This is a genomic window from Streptomyces botrytidirepellens (assembly GCF_003721215.1).
Lineage (GTDB): Bacteria > Actinomycetota > Actinomycetes > Streptomycetales > Streptomycetaceae > Streptomyces > Streptomyces himastatinicus.
In genome coordinates, this window is sequence record NZ_RIBZ01000019.1 from 1 (window position 1) to 15,757 (window position 15,757).

Sequence of the window (15,757 nt, forward strand, 5' to 3'; positions counted from 1 at the left end):
AAGGTCGACGGCGCGGAGGAGCGCCCGGCCCGTACGGCGGGCACGATCGTCAAGGACGAGGGCGAGGGCGGCAAGCAGCTCGCGGCCTTTCTCGCGGAGCGCAAATTCGTCTGACACAGCCTGGCCGGTCAGAAGTTCATCTGACCGTCTCACCGCCCCCTGATACCTCGTATTCGCAGGAGAGAAGAAGTCTCATGGCTGAAGTCCTCGTCTATGTCGACCACGTGGGCGGTGCCGTCCGCAAGCCCACCCTGGAGCTGTTGACGCTGGCCCGCCGCATCGGTGAGCCCGTCGCCGTCGCCCTCGGTGCCGGTGCCGCCGACACCGCCGCGCCCGTCGCCGAGTACGGCGCGGTGCGCGTCCTGACCGCCGACGCGCCGGAGTTTGCCGACTACCGCGTCGTGCCGAAGGTGGACGCGGTTCAGGCCGCGTACCAGGCCGTGAATCCGGCTGCCGTGCTGTTCCCGTCCTCGGCGGAGGGCAAGGAGATCGCGGCGCGGCTGGCGGTGCGTATCGGGTCGGGCATCATCACCGACGCCGTCGATCTGGAGGCCGGTGCGGAGGGTCCGGTGGCGACGCAGTCGGTGTTCGCGGCCGCGTACACCACCAAGTCCCGGGTTACCAAGGGCACGCCGGTGATCACCGTCAAGCCCAACTCGGCCGCCCCGGAGGCGGCTCCGGCCGCCGGTGCCGCCGAGGCGTTGGAGGTGTCCTTCTCCGAGCAGGCCACGGGGACGAAGGTGGTCTCGCGGGCGGCGCGTGAGTCGACGGGGCGTCCGGATCTGACCGAGGCCGCCATCGTCGTCTCCGGCGGCCGTGGCGTGGGTGGCGCGGAGAACTTCCCCGTCGTGGAGGCCCTGGCGGACTCCCTCGGTGCGGCGGTGGGTGCGTCGCGTGCGGCGGTGGACGCGGGCTGGTACCCGCACACCAACCAGGTGGGGCAGACGGGTAAGACGGTGTCTCCGCAGCTGTACATCGCGGCGGGTATCTCGGGTGCGATTCAGCACCGCGCCGGTATGCAGACGTCGAAGACGATCGTGGCCGTCAACAAGGACGCCGAGGCCCCGATCTTCGACCTGGTCGACTATGGCGTGGTCGGCGACCTCTTCGAGGTCGTCCCGCAGCTCACCGAGGAGGTCAAGACCCGCAAGGGCTGACGTCGGACCAAGCCGCTGCCCGGGTGCCGGGTGAGCGTGCCGCGCCCGGCAGTGAGAGCAGCGGCACACCGGATTTCGCTTGTGCGGCCCGTCGTCTCCCGATTTACTTGGACGTCCTAGTAGTTCACTTTCGGTGACGGTTGCTGCATCACGGGTCGTGGTGGGGTCGCTTCCGGCCGGAGGCGTCCGCTCGTTCGCTTTGTTCACTCCCTCTCTGGAGGACACCTTGCCTGCTTCTGCCTCCGCCGACGCCCTGTACCGCTCGCAGCACCCGGTCCGGTTCGTCACGGCTTCGAGTCTCTTCGACGGGCACGACGCGGCGATCAACATCATGCGTCGCATCCTCCAGACCCAGGGCGTCGAGGTGGTGCACCTCGGGCACAACCGCTCGGTCGACGAGGTGGTGACGGCGGCGCTGGAGGAGGACGTCCAGGGCGTGGCCGTGAGCTCCTACCAGGGCGGACACATCGAGTACTTCGAGTACCTGGTGGAGCTGCTGCGGGAGCGTGGCGCCGGACACGTGAAGGTCTTCGGTGGCGGCGGCGGGGTCATCGTCGCGGAGGAGATCGCCCGGCTGGCCCGGGCCGGGGTACGGATCTTCTCCCCGGAGGACGGCCAGCGCCTCGGGCTGGCCAAGATGATCAACTCGATGGTCGAAGAGTGCGACACCGCGCTGTGGGATCTGGCCCCGGTCGCGCCGGACCAGGTCCTGGCGGGGGAGCGGCCCGCGCTGGCCCGGCTGCTCACCGGCCTGGAGGCCGGTGCGGTGGCCGACCCGGATCTACGCGTCCTGCGCGAGGCCGCGGCGTCCCGTCGGACACCGGTCCTCGGCATCACCGGCACCGGCGGCTCGGGGAAGTCGTCGCTGACGGACGAGCTGGTACGTCGGCTGCGCAGCGACCAGGACGGCAGGCTCAAGGTGGCGGTGCTGGCCGTGGATCCGACCCGGCGGCGCGGCGGGGGCGCCCTGCTGGGCGACCGGATCCGCATGAACTGCCTCGACGGCGACACGGTGTTCTTCCGCTCGCTCGCCACCCGCGCCGGACGGGAGGTTCCCGAGGGCCTGGCGGACGCCATCGCGGCCTGCCAGGCGGCCGGTTTCGACCTGGTGATCGTGGAGACGCCGGGCATCGGGCAGGGGGATGCCGCGATCGTCCCGTACGTGGACGTGTCGCTGTACGTGATGACACCGGAGTTCGGCGCGGCGTCCCAGCTGGAGAAGATCGACATGCTCGACTTCGCCGACGTGGTGGCCATCAACAAGTTCGAGCGGCGCGGAGCCAAGGACGCGCTGCGTGACGTGGGCCGACAACTGGTGCGCAACCGCGAGGCGTTCGGCCAGCGGCCGGAGGACATGCCGGTCTTCGGGACCAGCGCGTCGACCTTCAACGACGACGGGGTCACCGCGCTGTACCAGCATCTGCGGGACCTCTTCGCCGAGCGCGGCCTGCCCGTGGTGCCCGGAGCGCTTCCCGAGGTGGCGGTGCGCCACTCCAGCGGCGCCACGCAGGTCGTGCCCCCGGCCCGGGTGCGTTACCTGGCGGAGATCGCCGACACGGTCCGCGGCTATCACGAGCGGACCGACGTCCTGGCCGGGCAGGCCCGCCGGATCCAGCGGCTGGCGGCCGTCCGCGACGAGCTGGCGGCGGTCGGCGCGCGCATCGACGACGTCGAGAAGCTGCTGAAGGGCGCGGAGGACACCTTCGCACCGGAAGCGCGCAACGCGCTGGCCGACTGGCCGCAGACCGTACGCGACTACTCCGGCGACGAGCTCGTCGTGACGACACGCGACCGCGAGCTGCGCACCACGCTGGTGCGCGAGTCACTGTCCGGGAGCAGGATCCCCCGGGTGGCGCTGCCGCGCTACACCGACCACGGAGAGCTGCTGCGGTTCCTCCGCTCCGAGAACCTTCCGGGGTTCTTCCCGTTCACCGCCGGGGTGTTCCCGTTCAAGCGCGAGGGCGAGGACCCGGCACGGATGTTCGCCGGTGAGGGCGATCCGTTCCGTACCAACCGCCGCTTCCACTACCTCTCCGAGGGCAGCGAAGCCACCCGGCTGTCCACCGCCTTCGACTCGGTCACCCTCTACGGCCGCGATCCCGACCTGCGTCCCGACATCTACGGGAAGGTCGGAACCTCGGGTGTGTCGGTGGCGACCCTGGAGGACATGAAGGCGCTGTACGACGGCTTCGACCTGACCTCGCCCACCACGTCGGTCTCCATGACGATCAACGGTCCGGCACCGACCATCCTCGCCTTCTTCCTCAACACCGCGATCGACCAGCGACTCGACGCCCACGCCACCGAGCACGGCCGCGAGCCGACCGCCGAGGAGGCCGAAGAGGTCCGGGCGCATGTCCTGCGCAGCGTCCGCGGCACCGTGCAGGCCGACATCCTCAAGGAGGACCAGGGCCAGAACACCTGCCTGTTCTCCACCGAGTTCAGCCTGCGGATGATGGCCGACATCCAGGAGTGGTTCATCGAGAAGGAGGTGCGCAACTTCTACTCGGTGTCCATATCCGGCTACCACATCGCCGAGGCCGGGGCCAACCCGATCAGCCAGCTCGCCTTCACCCTCGCCAACGGCTTCACCTACGTCGAGGCGTATCTCGCCCGTGGGATGCACATCGACGACTTCGCCCCCAACCTGTCGTTCTTCTTCTCCAACGGCATGGATCCGGAGTACTCCGTGCTCGGCCGGGTGGCCCGCCGCATCTGGGCGGTGACCCTGCGGGAGCGTTACGGCGCGGGGACACGGGGCCAGAAGCTGAAGTACCACGTGCAGACCTCCGGGCGCTCCCTGCACGCCCAGGAGATGGACTTCAACGACATCCGCACCACCCTGCAAGCGCTGATCGCCATCTACGACAACTGCAACAGCCTGCACACCAACGCCTACGACGAGGCCGTCACCACCCCCACCGAGGACTCGGTGCGCCGTGCGCTGGCCATCCAGCTGATCATCAACCGGGAGTGGGGCCTGGCGATGAACGAGAATCCGTTGCAGGGATCCTTCGTCATCGACGAGCTCACCGACCTGGTGGAGGAGGCGGTGCTGAGCGAGTTCGAGCGGATCAGCGAGCGCGGCGGGGTGCTCGGCGCCATGGAGACCGGCTACCAGCGCGGGCGCATCCAGGACGAGTCCATGCTGTACGAGCAGCGCAAGCACGACGGCACCCTGCCCATCATCGGCGTCAACACCTTCCGCCACCCCCACGCCGACGCCGAAGGCGGCCAGGCGGCCGTCGAGTTGGCCCGCGCCACCGAGGACGAGAAGCAGTCCCAGCTGAAGCGCGTCGGCGACTTCCAGGACCGCCACCGCGAGCAGGCGCCCGCCGCCCTGGCCGCGCTCAAGGACGCCGCCACCAGTGGCCGCAACGTCTTCGCGGTGCTGATGGACGCCGCCCGGGTCTGCTCCCTCCAGCAGATCACCGAGGCCTTCTTCGAGGTGGGCGGGGAATACCGCCGCAACGTCTGACCGCGGGCCCGCCCGCCCCGAATCACCCCGATTCCCGGACTCCGGAGCGCACCGTGACCGAAGCCTTCATCGTCGACGCCGTCCGCACCCCCGTCGGCCGCCGCAAGGGCGCCCTGAGTGGTGTCCATCCCGCCGACCTCGGAGCGCATGTGCTGCGCGCGCTCGTCGACCGGAACGGTATCGATCCCGGCGCCGTGGACGACGTGTACTTCGGCTGCGTGAGCCAGATCGGCGCGCAGACCGGCAACATCGCCCGCACCTCCTGGCTGGCCGGTGGTCTGCCCCAGCACGTGCCGGGTACGACCATCGACCGGCAGTGCGGCTCGTCCCAGCAGGCCGTGCACTTCGCGGCCCAGGCCGTGATGTCCGGCTCCGCCGATCTCGTCGTGGCGGGCGGGGTCGAGGCGATGAGTCTGGTGCCCATCGGCAGCCCGGCCGTCCTCGGGGAGCGCGAGGGCATGGGGACCCCGTACGGCGGGGAGGGCTGGCGCGGCCACTTCGGCGATCAGGAGATCTCCCAGTTCCGCGGGGCGGAGCTGATCGCGGAGAAGTGGGGCATCTCCCGGCAGGACATGGAGCGCTACGCACTGGCCAGCCATCAGCGGGCGCTGGCGGCCCAGGCGGGCGGAGTCTTCGCGGACGAGATCGTGCCCGCGTTCGGGCTGGAGACCGACGAGGGGCCGCGCGCGGACACCTCACTGGAGAAGATGGCGGGGCTGAAGCCCCTCAGCGTGGGCGGCCGGCTGACCGCCGCGGTGTCCAGCCAGATCTCCGACGGGGCCGCCGCCCTGCTGGTCGCCTCCGAGGCCGCGGTGCGCCGGTTCGGGCTGGTGCCGCTGGCGCGGGTGCACACCATGGCCGTCGTCGGTTCCGACCCCGTTCTCATGCTCACCGGGCCCATCCCCGCCACCGAGAAGGTGCTGGACCGGTCGGGACTGACCCTCGGCCGGATCGACCTGGTGGAGATCAACGAGGCGTTCGCACCGGTGGTCCAGGCATGGCTCGCGGAGACCGGCGCCGATCCGGAGCGCACCAACGCCTTCGGCGGCGCGATCGCCCTGGGCCACCCGTTGGGCGCCACCGGCGCCCGGCTGATGACGACGCTGGTCCACCAGCTCCGCCGGACCGGAGGCCGCTACGGGCTCCAGACGATGTGTGAGGGGGGTGGCATGGCCAACGCGACCGTGGTGGAACGCGTGTGATCCACGGCCCGCTTCGCGCACCCCGCCTGATATGGAGGGTTTGCCTGTCAAGCGGGCATGCCGGATTGGCTCGAGGCGCCGAGGAGGGGGAGGCCCTGGCCGGTGAGTTCCCCCCCAGACGCAGCACCACCACACGCCGGATCCTCGACGTCAATCTGGTGGGCGCCTTCCTCGGCATGCACACCGTCCTGCCCGGCATGCGCGACCGCGGCCACGGAGCCGTCGCCGCTTCCCCCCGGGCTCTTCGCCCACCAGCCGGTGCCCCGCATCGGCGAACCCGATGAGGTCACCCGCATGGTGCTCTTCCTGGCCTGCGACGACGCCTCGTACACCACGGGCGGGGAGTTCCTCGTCGACGGCGGACAGACCATCGGCCACACCGGTCACACGGGCGGTCACCGGTGACGAGGCCGCCTGTCCTCGGGCGGCTCGGACTCTCCGCGGTCGGCGGGCTCGATGGTGGCCGGGCGGCGGCCCGCGGCGGCCAGTCCGATCATCGCCGTCAGCAGCCCGAGCACCTGGCTGATCAGCCCGATCCAGGAGGTGAGCAGCGCCGCCGAATTGGCCACCACCTCCTGTCCGCCCTGGGCCAGCGGGCCCGAGGCGGGGCCCGGCGTGGCGGGCGCGGACTGCGGGGCGGGGCTGGTCGGCGGCGTGGTGGGCGGAGACGTGACGGGTGAGGTCGGCGGCGTGGTGGGCGGCGTGGTCGGCGGTGAGGTCGTCGGGCCGGACGTGGTGTCCGTGACGGTGGGATGCGGGCTGACCGTCCGTGTGGGATGCACCGTCAGGACGGTCAGCCCGCCCGCCGACAGGAGCGTGCCGAAGCCCACCAGCACGAGCGTGACCAGCAGCAGGGCAGCCGGGAGCTTGAGGACGGCGAGGGTACCGGCTTGCGGGAGGCGCCACATGGGGTCACTGTACGAACTCGACGCCCGGATCCGATCACGCTGCGTTACGCCTGTCGGGGCAACGCCGCGCTTCCCCCGGTGACCCGTGAGCGCGCCGGTGCGGTTCAGTCCAGAGTGATGGTGGGCTTCCGCAGATCCAGCCATGCGGCCAGGTCGAGGGCGCGTTCGATGGCGGCGCGCTGCTGCGTGGTGATGCTCTCGCCCGGAGCGGCGATGGCCTGCTTCAGCGACTCGACGCGGCACAGGTCGAGGACCGGGTGTCCCGAGCTGATGAGATCGCTCGCCTGCCCCTTGATGGCGGCCAGATAGGCGGGGTCGAAGCTGCCGGGGTAGCCGCTCTTCTTGCGGTTCGCGACCGACTCGGGCAGCACGTCACGAGTGGCCTCGCGCAGGATGCTCTTCTCCCGCCCGTCGAACGTCTTCAGCGACCACGGGGTGTTGAAGACGTAACTCACGAGCCGGTGGTCGCAGAACGGCACCCTGACCTCGAGGCCGACCGCCATGCTCATCCGGTCCTTGCGGTCGAGGAGCGTGTTGACCATGCGGGTGAGGTGCAGATAGGAAACCTGCCGCATGCGCTTCTCCAGACCGGACTCGCCCTCCTTGAGGGGGACTTCCTTCAGCGCGGTGACGTAGTGGTCGCGGAGGTAGGTGTCCAGGTCGAGCCGGGCGGCGAGGTCGTCGGGCAGCAGGCTCGAGGTGTCGCCGAGCACCGGCCCCCCGGCGAGCCACGGGAACGTGTCGGCCTCGCGCCGCTCGTCGTGGAACCACGGATAGCCGCCGAAGACCTCGTCGGCCGACTCACCGGACAGCGCCACCGTCGACTGCTCGCGGACGGCCTTGAACAGCAGGTAGAGCGAGTTGTCCCGGTCGCCGAGCCCGATGGGCAGGTCCCGGGCGGCGATGGCGGCCCGCCGGACGGCCGGGTCGGACAGGGCGGAGCCGTCGAGCACGATGTCCTGGTGGTCGCACTTCACGTACTCGGCCACCGCGTGCACGTACGGCGTGTCGACGCTGGGCGCGACGTCGATCGCGCGGAAGTTCTCCGCCTGGTCGGGAAAGTCGACGGCGAAGCTGCGCACGGTCTCGCCGTCCTCGGCGAGCCGGCGGGCGGCGAGCGAAGTCATCGCGGAGGAGTCGAGCCCGCCGGAGAGCAGGGTGCAGCGGGGCACGTCGGAGACGAGCTGGCGGGCGATGATGTCCTCCAGCAGCTCCCGCACGCGGGCGACGGTCGCCTGCTGGTCATCGGTGTGTTCGGACACCTCCAGACGCCAGTACGCCCGCTCGCGCAGCCCGTTGCTGTCGACGACGGCCAGATGGCCGGGTCGCAGCTCCTTCATGCCCTTCCATATGGCCTCGCCGGGTGTCTTGGCGAACGAGAAGATCTCGCGCAGCCCGTCGATGCCGACCACGGGGGCGGCGAGCGGGTTGGCGAGGATGGCCTTGGGCTCGGAGCCGAAGAGCACGCCGTCGTCGGTCTCGTAGTAGTAGAACGGCTTGATGCCGAGCCGGTCCCGGACCATCACCAGCTTCTCGGCGCGGGAGTCCCAGATGGCGAAGGCGTACATGCCGTTGAGCTTCTCGGTGAGGGCCTCGCCCCACTCCAGGTAGCCGCGCAGGACGACCTCGGTGTCGGAGTCGGTGGTGAAGCCGTGGCCCCTGCGGCGCAGTTCGTCGCGCAGCTCGGTGAAGTTGTACGCCTCACCGGAGTACACCAGGGTGACGGGGCCGTCGGCCGTCTCGACGGTCATGGGCTGGGCCCCGCCGGGCAGGTCGATGACGGCCAGCCTGCGATGGCCGAGCGCCGCCTTGCCGGTCACCCAGGTGCCCGCCGCGTCCGGGCCGCGGCACGCCATCGTCTCCGTCATGGTGTCGAGGAGTTGGCGGTGGGAGGTGAGGTCGCGGCGGTAGGAGACCCAGCCGGTGATGCCACACACGAGTGATCAACCCTTTCGATCGGGAGAGCGAACGGTTGCCTGGGATAACCATCTACCTCTCCGGAGGCGGATCGCTACCATCCGCCGACCATGCCGACGGGTGGCGTTTCTCACGCGTAAATTCCTGTTAAGAGAACGTTTCGCCTCGAACGCTGTCCGAAATCCAGCCCCTCGGAATGGGGTTTGATAAGAGGCTTGCGGCGTATAGAGGGGGCGCTCAAGTAGTTTTCCAGCATATGTGTGGTTGTCCGGTGGTTCACTTGCGTCAGGCGTGCCCGCGGGGGCACGGGCCGAGGGGGGAAACACCGGATATGGCCACGCCCATCGTCACCGCACTGGCGGTATACGAAGCCGGCAAAAAGGCGTATGAGGCTTACCAGGGCATTGTCGCCTTCGTCAGCCTCGGCAGCCACAGCCCCACTCCCGAAGAGGAGATCCTGGCCAGGCTGGAGGTGCTGCACCAGGACTTCGTCGCCCTCCAGGGGCGGTTCGACGAGGTGCTCGAGGCCGTGAAACAGGCCGTCCGAGTCGAGCAGCAGGCGTATGTCCTCAATTTGCGGCGCGACCTGGACGGCCTGCGCGGGCGGGCCCGCACGGCCATGGACGAGCTCAACGCCTGGGTCGCCGACGGGCGCAAGGACCCGCTGCTGCGGTCGAACGCGGACAACAACTCACGGCTGGCGGCGAATACGCTGCTGGAGGGCGACTCCTACTTCTACCGCCCGGATCCGAACACGCCGGAGAGCGTCTTCGATCACCGGCTGGCGTATATCGCCTATGTCTATGTGCTGACCGTCCGGTTCGGCGTGATCGCCGGGCTCAATCCGCAGTACCGCGAGGACCGGCTGGCCCGCGAGGAGCTGACCCGGCACGCGGCGCGGCTGGACTGGGTGTTCCAGCACGCCGATCAGGCCATCGAACCGCACACCGGCGGCGGTCCGGACGGGCGCGGGAGCTACTTCCTGGCCCATCAGTGCGTGGACCACATCACCGGCTACGACACCGGGCACACCGAAGTCGGGTGGCGCCTCGGAGGACAGGCCGAATACGACGACGCCCGGGGCTACTACTCCGATCAGCTGCGCGCCGATATGCGGGTCAGGACGGGGCTGGCCAAACTCATCGGCTTCCATGACACCGTGGCCTACTGGGCCAAGGACCCGCGCACACCCGGATGGTCCCCCTGGGCCCCGGTGGAGGTGCCGGACAGCATGGCGTCCCTGGTCGCGGCCTCGGACCGGCCGGGGCGCACCGTTCTGGTGTGGCAGGACCCGGACAAGGCACAACTCCGCACCACGTCCTACGACTCCACCGCGACCGCACCGGCCTGGAAACCGTCGGTGGCCATCAGCGCGGAGAACACGGTGCGGCGGGAACCCACGCCGCGCGCCGTGTCATCGGGGCCGGGCCTCATCACCGTGGTGATGATGGGCAAGGACGGCGGCATCTACGCCACGCGCACCGATCCCACCCGGCCGACCGGCTGGCTGGACGCTCCGGTCAGGGTGAGCGGCGACGCCACCGACGTCTCCTATGCCGAGGCCGCTGCGACACCGGGCTCGGTCGTCGTGGTGTGGCGGGACAACGGCACCAGCACGCTGATGGCCGCGTTCCAGGACGCCAAGGGGGTGTGGGGGCCACCCCAGGCGGCGACCCCGGCGGACGCCGCGTCGCTGGGCTCGGACCTCACGGTGGCCTGTCCCTCGCCCGGGGTGGTCCTGGTGGTGTGGACCATGAACGACCGCACGCTGCACTGCGTCACCTACGACGCCCACGCGGCCCACCCCGCGTGGAGCGCGCCCGCGCAGATCGCCGAATTCCCCGGGAACGACTTCCCGTCGTCCATCCAGGCCATGGGCACCGGTGACGGAAAGGCCGATGTGGTCTGGCAGGGCACCTTCGGTTCCCTGTGGAACATCCACTACGACGGCGGCTGGAGCGCCCCGGCCGAGATCACCCCGCAGCACCTCACCAAATGGGGCGTGCCCTACACGACCGTCCCGGCGGTGACCGGGGACCGGCGCGCCCACTGGTTCTGGCTGGGCCGGGACAGCCGCGTGCAGACCATCTACCGGGATCCCCAAGCGTCCCAGTGGTCGGCGCCGCTGCGGCTCGGACAGCCCTGGTGGTCGTACGCCGAGCTGGCCGCGGTGCCGACGGCGGCGCGCGGCGTATCGCTCTACCGGGTCGACTTCGGCAGCGAGATCGGTGAGGTGCCGAAGCTCCAGACGTGTTTCTACGACCCGGCCACGCCGACCGCGTCGGCCCGGATCGCCGATGCGCGGGCCCTGGTGACGCGGGCCCAGACCCTGTGCAACCTGCCGGGCCCGGCGCGCGAGGAGGCCAACGCCCGGGCGGCCGACGCGATCGCGGTCGCCCGCGAGGTCGTGGCCCAGGACCCCGGCTACCGTGCGACGCTCGCGCAGTGGCTGGTGTTCCCGGCGGGCACGTATCTGATGTCCAGCGGCCACCCTGACGAGGCCATCGCCCGTATGCGGGAGGCGCTGGGTCTCTACGAGAAGCTGATCGGTGAACAGCCGGACTCCGAGGATCTCCTGTACCGAAAGGCGTGGACGCTGGTCAATCTGGCCCAGGCCCTGTGGGGCAAGCCCGACCACGCCCAGGGCGCACAGCGCGCCATCGAGGCCACCGACCTGCTCCGCCAACTCACCACCAGGAAACCCACCTACCGGCCCGGGCTCGCGCAGTGGCTGGTGTTCCCGGCAGGCACATATCTGATGGTCAGCGGCCGCCACGACGAGGCCATCGCCCGCATGCGGGAGGCGCTCGGCCTCTTCGACAAGCTGATCGGTGAACAGCCGGGCTCCGAGGATCTCCTGTACCGAAAGGCCTGGGCGCTGGTGAATCTGGCGCAGGCCCTGTGGGGCAAGCCCGACCACGCCCAGGGCGCACAGCGCGCCATCGAGGCCACCGACCTGCTCCGCCAACTCGCCACCGCGAACCCCGGGAGGTATCGCGGCGGTCTGGGCGACTGGCTGATGTTTCCGACGATCCCCTACCTGCGGCAGTCCGGCCGACGGGACGATGCGCTCACGCGGGCGCGGGAAGCCGTGGACATCTTCACCGCACTCAACGCCACGGACCCCGCGGTCTATGGGCCGAAGCTGGCGGCGGCGAAGAAGCTCGTCGCCGATATCCAGGCTGAATTGCCGTCCGGCTGACCCGCCCGCGCCTGGCCGAGGTCGGTCCGCGCCTCGTCGTCAACGCGACGCGCAGCGCATCCGACGGGGCGGTGACGTTGCGCGGCGCCCGTCAGTTCCTCGCGAGGGGAGTTTGAACGCGCGTCATGCCTGGACGGTGGGGCGGACGTTGATTTCGCCGATCTCGACGTCGTCGGGCTGCTCGATGGCGAAGGCCACCGCGCGGGCAACCGCTGCCGGATGGATGCCCACCGCGTCCATGTTCTTGCGCGTCTGCTCGCGGATGTGCGGGTCCGCCATGGAGTCGGCGAGATCGGTGCGGACGTATCCCGGCGAAATGGCTGTCGTGCGCACCACCCCGTCGGTGGACTCCGTGCGCAGCCCCTCGTGGACGGTGCGCACCGCGTTCTTGGTCGCGGCGTAGACGGCCATCGAGGGGGACACGGACAGACCGGCCACCGAGACGATGCTCACCAGGTGGCCCGACCCCTGTTCGCGGAAGACGGGCAGCGCGGCGGCGACGCCGTTGAGCATGCCGCGAAGGTTGACATCGATCATTGCCGCCCAGCTTGCGGTGTCGAGGTCGGCCAGCGGGCTGATCGGGGCGATACCGGCGTTGTTCACCAGGACGTCCATGCGGCCGTACTGGTCGACGGTGCGGGAGACCAGGGAGTGCAGGTCCTCGGCCTCGGTGACGTCGACGACGCAGGTGGCGGCGCGGCCGCCCGCCTCCCGGATGTCCTCCGCTATGGCGTCGATGCGCTCGCTGCGGCGCGCCGCGAGGACGACCGCGGCGCCGCGCTCGGCGAGCAGACGGGCCGTGGCTTCGCCGATGCCGCCACTCGCTCCGGTGATGGCGACGATCTTGTTGTGAAGAGAGAGCACTGCTGCCTCCAAGTAAAGTGGACACGTGTCCGCAGTGGGATTCACCCTAGCGGACACGTGTCCACTTGTCACAGGAAGAACATCAGGAGAGGCCCATGAGCGCGTCAGCCCGTCGTCCGGATGCGGTGGAGAACCGGACCCGCATCGTGGAGGCCGCCCGTGCAGCCCTCGCCGAGTCCCCTCACGTCCACCTCAACGAGATCGCCAAGCGCGCCGGGGTGGGACAGGGAACGCTCTACCGGAACTTCCCCAACCGCGAAGCGCTCCTGGCCGAGGTCTACCGGCGTGACGTCGAAGAGCTCGTGACCGCCGCCTCCGCCCTGCTGGCGGAACACGAGCCCGTGGAAGCCCTGCGCCACTGGCTCGACCGCGTGATCGACTACGCCGAGGTCAAGCGCGGCGTCCTGGCGGCGCTCGAGCCGGTGGCGTGGCAGGACCTCGTCGCCCACAGCCACAACCCCATCGAAGGCGCCCTCACCCAGCTGCTGGACGCCGGGAAGGAGACCGGTTCCCTCCGCACGGACGTGGACGCCCACGGGGTCCTGCTGCTCATCGCCTACCTCGGCCGACTGGACCGGGATGAGTGGGAATCCACGGCACGGCCCCTGATGAACGTCATCCTCGACGGCCTGCGCCGACCGGACGCGGTCCGGTGACCGATGTGGTGAATTCTCGTACTTCTTCTTCGAGGGCTCCTCAAGGCGTGCAACTGTCGCTCAGGAATGAGCGGGAGTGGGGAGGGATTCGAGATGGAGGATGACGAATGGCCAAAGCGCCCGTGGCGTGATCCTGCGTGGTGGCTGGTAGCGATTGCGGCTCTCGGATTAATTCATCAGATGATGGTGAACATGTTCCGGTAGCCCGGCTCCCCACACCGAATCGGCCCGTACCCTCGCCTCACGCACCGGTCAGGTGACCAGCCGGAGGATGTCCGCCAGGCCCCGGTCGGCGGTGTGGCTTCCGGCCGGCAGGATGTAGGTGCGGAGCCCGCAGGCGGCCGCGCCCCCGTCGCGCACCGGGTTGTCGCCGACCATGAGTGCGGCGCGGGGATCCGTCCCGAGCTCGGCGCACGCCGTGAAGAACAGCTGCGGGTCGGGCTTTTCGCGGCCGTGCTCGTACGAGATGACGCAGCTGTCGATCAGGCCGTCCAGCTTGTGGTGGGCGAGGTGGGTGCGCAGGTCCCAGGCGAAGTCGCTCACGATGGCGATGCGCAGTCCACGGTCGCGCAGTGCCCGCAGCGTGGGCTCGGTGTCCGGGTAGGGGCCCCAGGCGTCAGGGGCGGTGAGTTCCCGATAGGCCGTCTCCTCCACGCCGCGCAGGAAGTCCACGTGCTCCCACCATCCGAGCATGGCGCGGTAGTGCCGCTCGGGGGAGAGGTCCCGGCCTTCCTGGAGGGAGACCACGGCGGGCAGCCGGAACGCGGTGCGCAGTTGCCGGGAGATGTCGGCCACGGCGTCATGGCCGTCCAGCAGGGCGAGACGGCCGGAGGCGGTGCCGACCCGGTGCAGCCACGTCTCCAGGTTGATCATTTCGAAGATCGTGTTGCTGAAGTCGAACAGCACGGCCCGGACCCGTGGCAGGGGCGCGGCCATCTCGGCATCGGTGAGGCTGTGGGCGCTCGGCGTCTCGAACAGGGTGTGTCTCACGGGGCGGGCTCTTCGGGTTCGACCGTCTCGACGGGGACTCCGAGTCCGCGGAGGGCCGCGAACTCCGCCTCGGGGGTGCGGGTGTCGGTGATGACCGCGTGGTAATCGGCCGCGGTGCCGTAGGTGTACGTGGCCGTCTTGCCGAACTTCGAATGGTCCGCCAGGAGCAGCGCCTGCTCCGCGGAGGCGAGCATGGCCAGCTTCACCTCGACGTAGTCCTGCAAGGGGTGGAAGAGCCGTCCTTCGAGCACGGCCGTGGCGGACATCAGGGCGAGGTCGGCGCGGATCCGGGACAGGGCGCGCGTGACGGCGGGACCGGTGCAGGAGTTGAAGTCGCCGTGATAGTGCCCACCCAGCAGGGTGATGGTCACCCCGGGCGCGCGGCCGAGGCGCTGCGCCAGGCCGACCGAGTTGGTGACGACGGTGAGCTGGTCCAGCCGGGCGAGCACGGGGGCGAGCGGGAAGAGAGTGGTCGAGTCATCCATGAGGATCGTGCTGCCCGGCTTGACGCGGTCGGCGACGGCCGCGCACAGCGCGGTCTTGGCCGCGAGGGCGCTGTTCTCCCGGAACCGGGTGGCGGTTTCCATGGTGAGGGCGGGAAAGGCGACGGCCCGGCCGCGCTCCTTGCGCAGCAGATGGCGCTGGGCGAGGTCGTCCAGGTCCCGGTGCATCGTCATCAGGCTCACGTCGAAGCTGCGGGCGAGGTCGTCGATGCGGCTCTCACCGTGTTCGGCGACGTGGCGCAGGATGGCCTGCCGCCGTTCCTCGACAGCGGCCTGTGACAGTCGCGTACGGGCGGACACAGCGACTCTCCTTCCCCTTCGGGTCCTGGTGTCGGTCCGGCAGCAGGGGACGGGCCCCGGCCCTGCACGGCGGCGGTCGCATGGCTCCGGTCCCGCAGTCTCGCACACGGGCCGGGGAAGGCCGGGGCTCGTCCGGTTCACGGGCCGTGGGCTTCGGCCCGCCGCGCCGTCAGGGACCGTCCACCGTGACCAGTACCTTGACGTGTTGGGGATCGGTGGAAGCGGCGAACGCTCTGGCGGCGTCCTCCAGCGCATAGGTGGCGGTGACGATCTCATCAGTGTCGACGGTGCCCGAGGCGATGAGGGACATGGCGGTGCTGTAGTCCTCGCCGGTGTACATCAGGGTGCCCTCGACGCGGAGTTCCCGGTCCTGGATCAGGTCCAGGCGGATCGGGGTGGTTCCGGCGGCTCCCACACCCACGACGACGATGTGGCCGCCCTTGGCCACCAGGTCGGTGGCCTGGGCCATGGACTGCTCCCGGGCCACGCAGTCGAAGACGACGTCGGCGGGCCCGCCCAGCGCCGCGCGGGCCCGTGCGACCAGTGCGGGCGCGCCGGCGGGCAGGGCCGCGTCGGCGCC

At 70.2% G+C, this 15,757-nt stretch carries 12 protein-coding genes and 1 pseudogene; 7 read left to right on the plus strand and 6 right to left on the minus strand.

Features of this window, described 5'->3' with window-relative positions:
• The 5 genes and pseudogenes from EEJ42_RS00810 to EEJ42_RS54115 all read left to right on the plus strand — a co-directional run.
• A pseudogene (locus EEJ42_RS00810) lies at window positions 1-114 on the plus strand (electron transfer flavoprotein subunit beta); the annotation flags it as partial.
• An 80-nt stretch (window positions 115-194) separates the two neighbouring features.
• Complete coding sequence (locus EEJ42_RS00815) at window positions 195-1,157, plus strand: electron transfer flavoprotein subunit alpha/FixB family protein (protein ID WP_123098114.1); 963 nt, start codon at window positions 195-197, stop codon at window positions 1,155-1,157.
• Window positions 1,158-1,383: 226 nt separating this feature from the next.
• Window positions 1,384-4,635: a fused isobutyryl-CoA mutase/GTPase IcmF gene (gene icmF, locus EEJ42_RS00820; RefSeq protein WP_184502870.1), complete on the plus strand. Its 3,252-nt coding sequence runs from the start codon at window positions 1,384-1,386 to the stop codon at window positions 4,633-4,635.
• Between the two features lie 53 nt (window positions 4,636-4,688).
• Window positions 4,689-5,837 carry an acetyl-CoA C-acetyltransferase gene (locus EEJ42_RS00825; RefSeq protein ID WP_123098115.1) on the plus strand — a complete coding sequence of 383 codons (1,149 nt, stop codon included), beginning with the start codon at window positions 4,689-4,691 and terminating at the stop codon, window positions 5,835-5,837.
• A 258-nt stretch (window positions 5,838-6,095) separates the two neighbouring features.
• Entirely contained in the window at window positions 6,096-6,242 is a 147-nt protein-coding gene (locus EEJ42_RS54115; protein WP_342778223.1) for an SDR family oxidoreductase, read from the plus strand.
• Here EEJ42_RS54115 and EEJ42_RS50535 read toward each other — a convergent pair.
• Together EEJ42_RS50535 and asnB are read right to left on the minus strand one after the other, a co-directional pair.
• Window positions 6,233-6,745 (minus strand): hypothetical protein, encoded by a 513-nt coding sequence (locus tag EEJ42_RS50535; protein WP_184502871.1) that lies wholly within the window; start codon window positions 6,743-6,745, stop codon window positions 6,233-6,235. The two genes, EEJ42_RS54115 and EEJ42_RS50535, sit on opposite strands and share 10 nt — an antisense overlap.
• A gap of 104 nt (window positions 6,746-6,849) precedes the next feature.
• On the minus strand, window positions 6,850-8,682 hold the full coding sequence (asnB, locus tag EEJ42_RS00840; protein WP_123098116.1) for an asparagine synthase (glutamine-hydrolyzing): 1,833 nt from the start codon (window positions 8,680-8,682) through the stop codon (window positions 6,850-6,852).
• Between the two features lie 311 nt (window positions 8,683-8,993).
• On the opposite strand from asnB, the gene EEJ42_RS00845 reads away from it, so the two are divergent.
• Window positions 8,994-11,864, plus strand: coding sequence for a PLL family lectin (locus EEJ42_RS00845; RefSeq protein WP_123098117.1), 2,871 nt, complete (start codon window positions 8,994-8,996; stop codon window positions 11,862-11,864).
• A 123-nt stretch (window positions 11,865-11,987) separates the two neighbouring features.
• On the opposite strand, the gene EEJ42_RS00850 is transcribed toward EEJ42_RS00845, so the two are convergent.
• Window positions 11,988-12,728, minus strand: a complete 741-nt coding sequence (locus EEJ42_RS00850) for an SDR family oxidoreductase (protein ID WP_123098118.1) — start codon at window positions 12,726-12,728, stop codon at window positions 11,988-11,990.
• A 95-nt stretch (window positions 12,729-12,823) separates the two neighbouring features.
• Between EEJ42_RS00850 and EEJ42_RS00855 the strand changes: the two genes are divergently transcribed.
• A complete protein-coding gene (locus EEJ42_RS00855) occupies window positions 12,824-13,384 on the plus strand; it encodes a TetR/AcrR family transcriptional regulator (RefSeq protein WP_123098119.1) in 561 nt (186 codons plus the stop codon).
• 252 nt (window positions 13,385-13,636) lie between these two features.
• On the opposite strand, the gene EEJ42_RS00860 is transcribed toward EEJ42_RS00855, so the two are convergent.
• From EEJ42_RS00860 to EEJ42_RS00870, 3 genes are all read right to left on the minus strand, one after another.
• On the minus strand, window positions 13,637-14,374 hold the full coding sequence (locus EEJ42_RS00860) for an HAD family hydrolase (RefSeq protein ID WP_123098120.1): 738 nt from the start codon (window positions 14,372-14,374) through the stop codon (window positions 13,637-13,639).
• Window positions 14,371-15,177 (minus strand): DeoR/GlpR family DNA-binding transcription regulator, encoded by an 807-nt coding sequence (locus EEJ42_RS00865; protein ID WP_123098121.1) that lies wholly within the window; start codon window positions 15,175-15,177, stop codon window positions 14,371-14,373. The genes EEJ42_RS00860 and EEJ42_RS00865 overlap by 4 nt, the downstream gene beginning before the upstream one ends.
• Before the next feature lie 169 nt (window positions 15,178-15,346).
• On the minus strand, window positions 15,347-15,757 hold a 411-nt coding region (locus tag EEJ42_RS00870), incomplete at its 5' end, for a zinc-binding dehydrogenase (protein ID WP_148081800.1).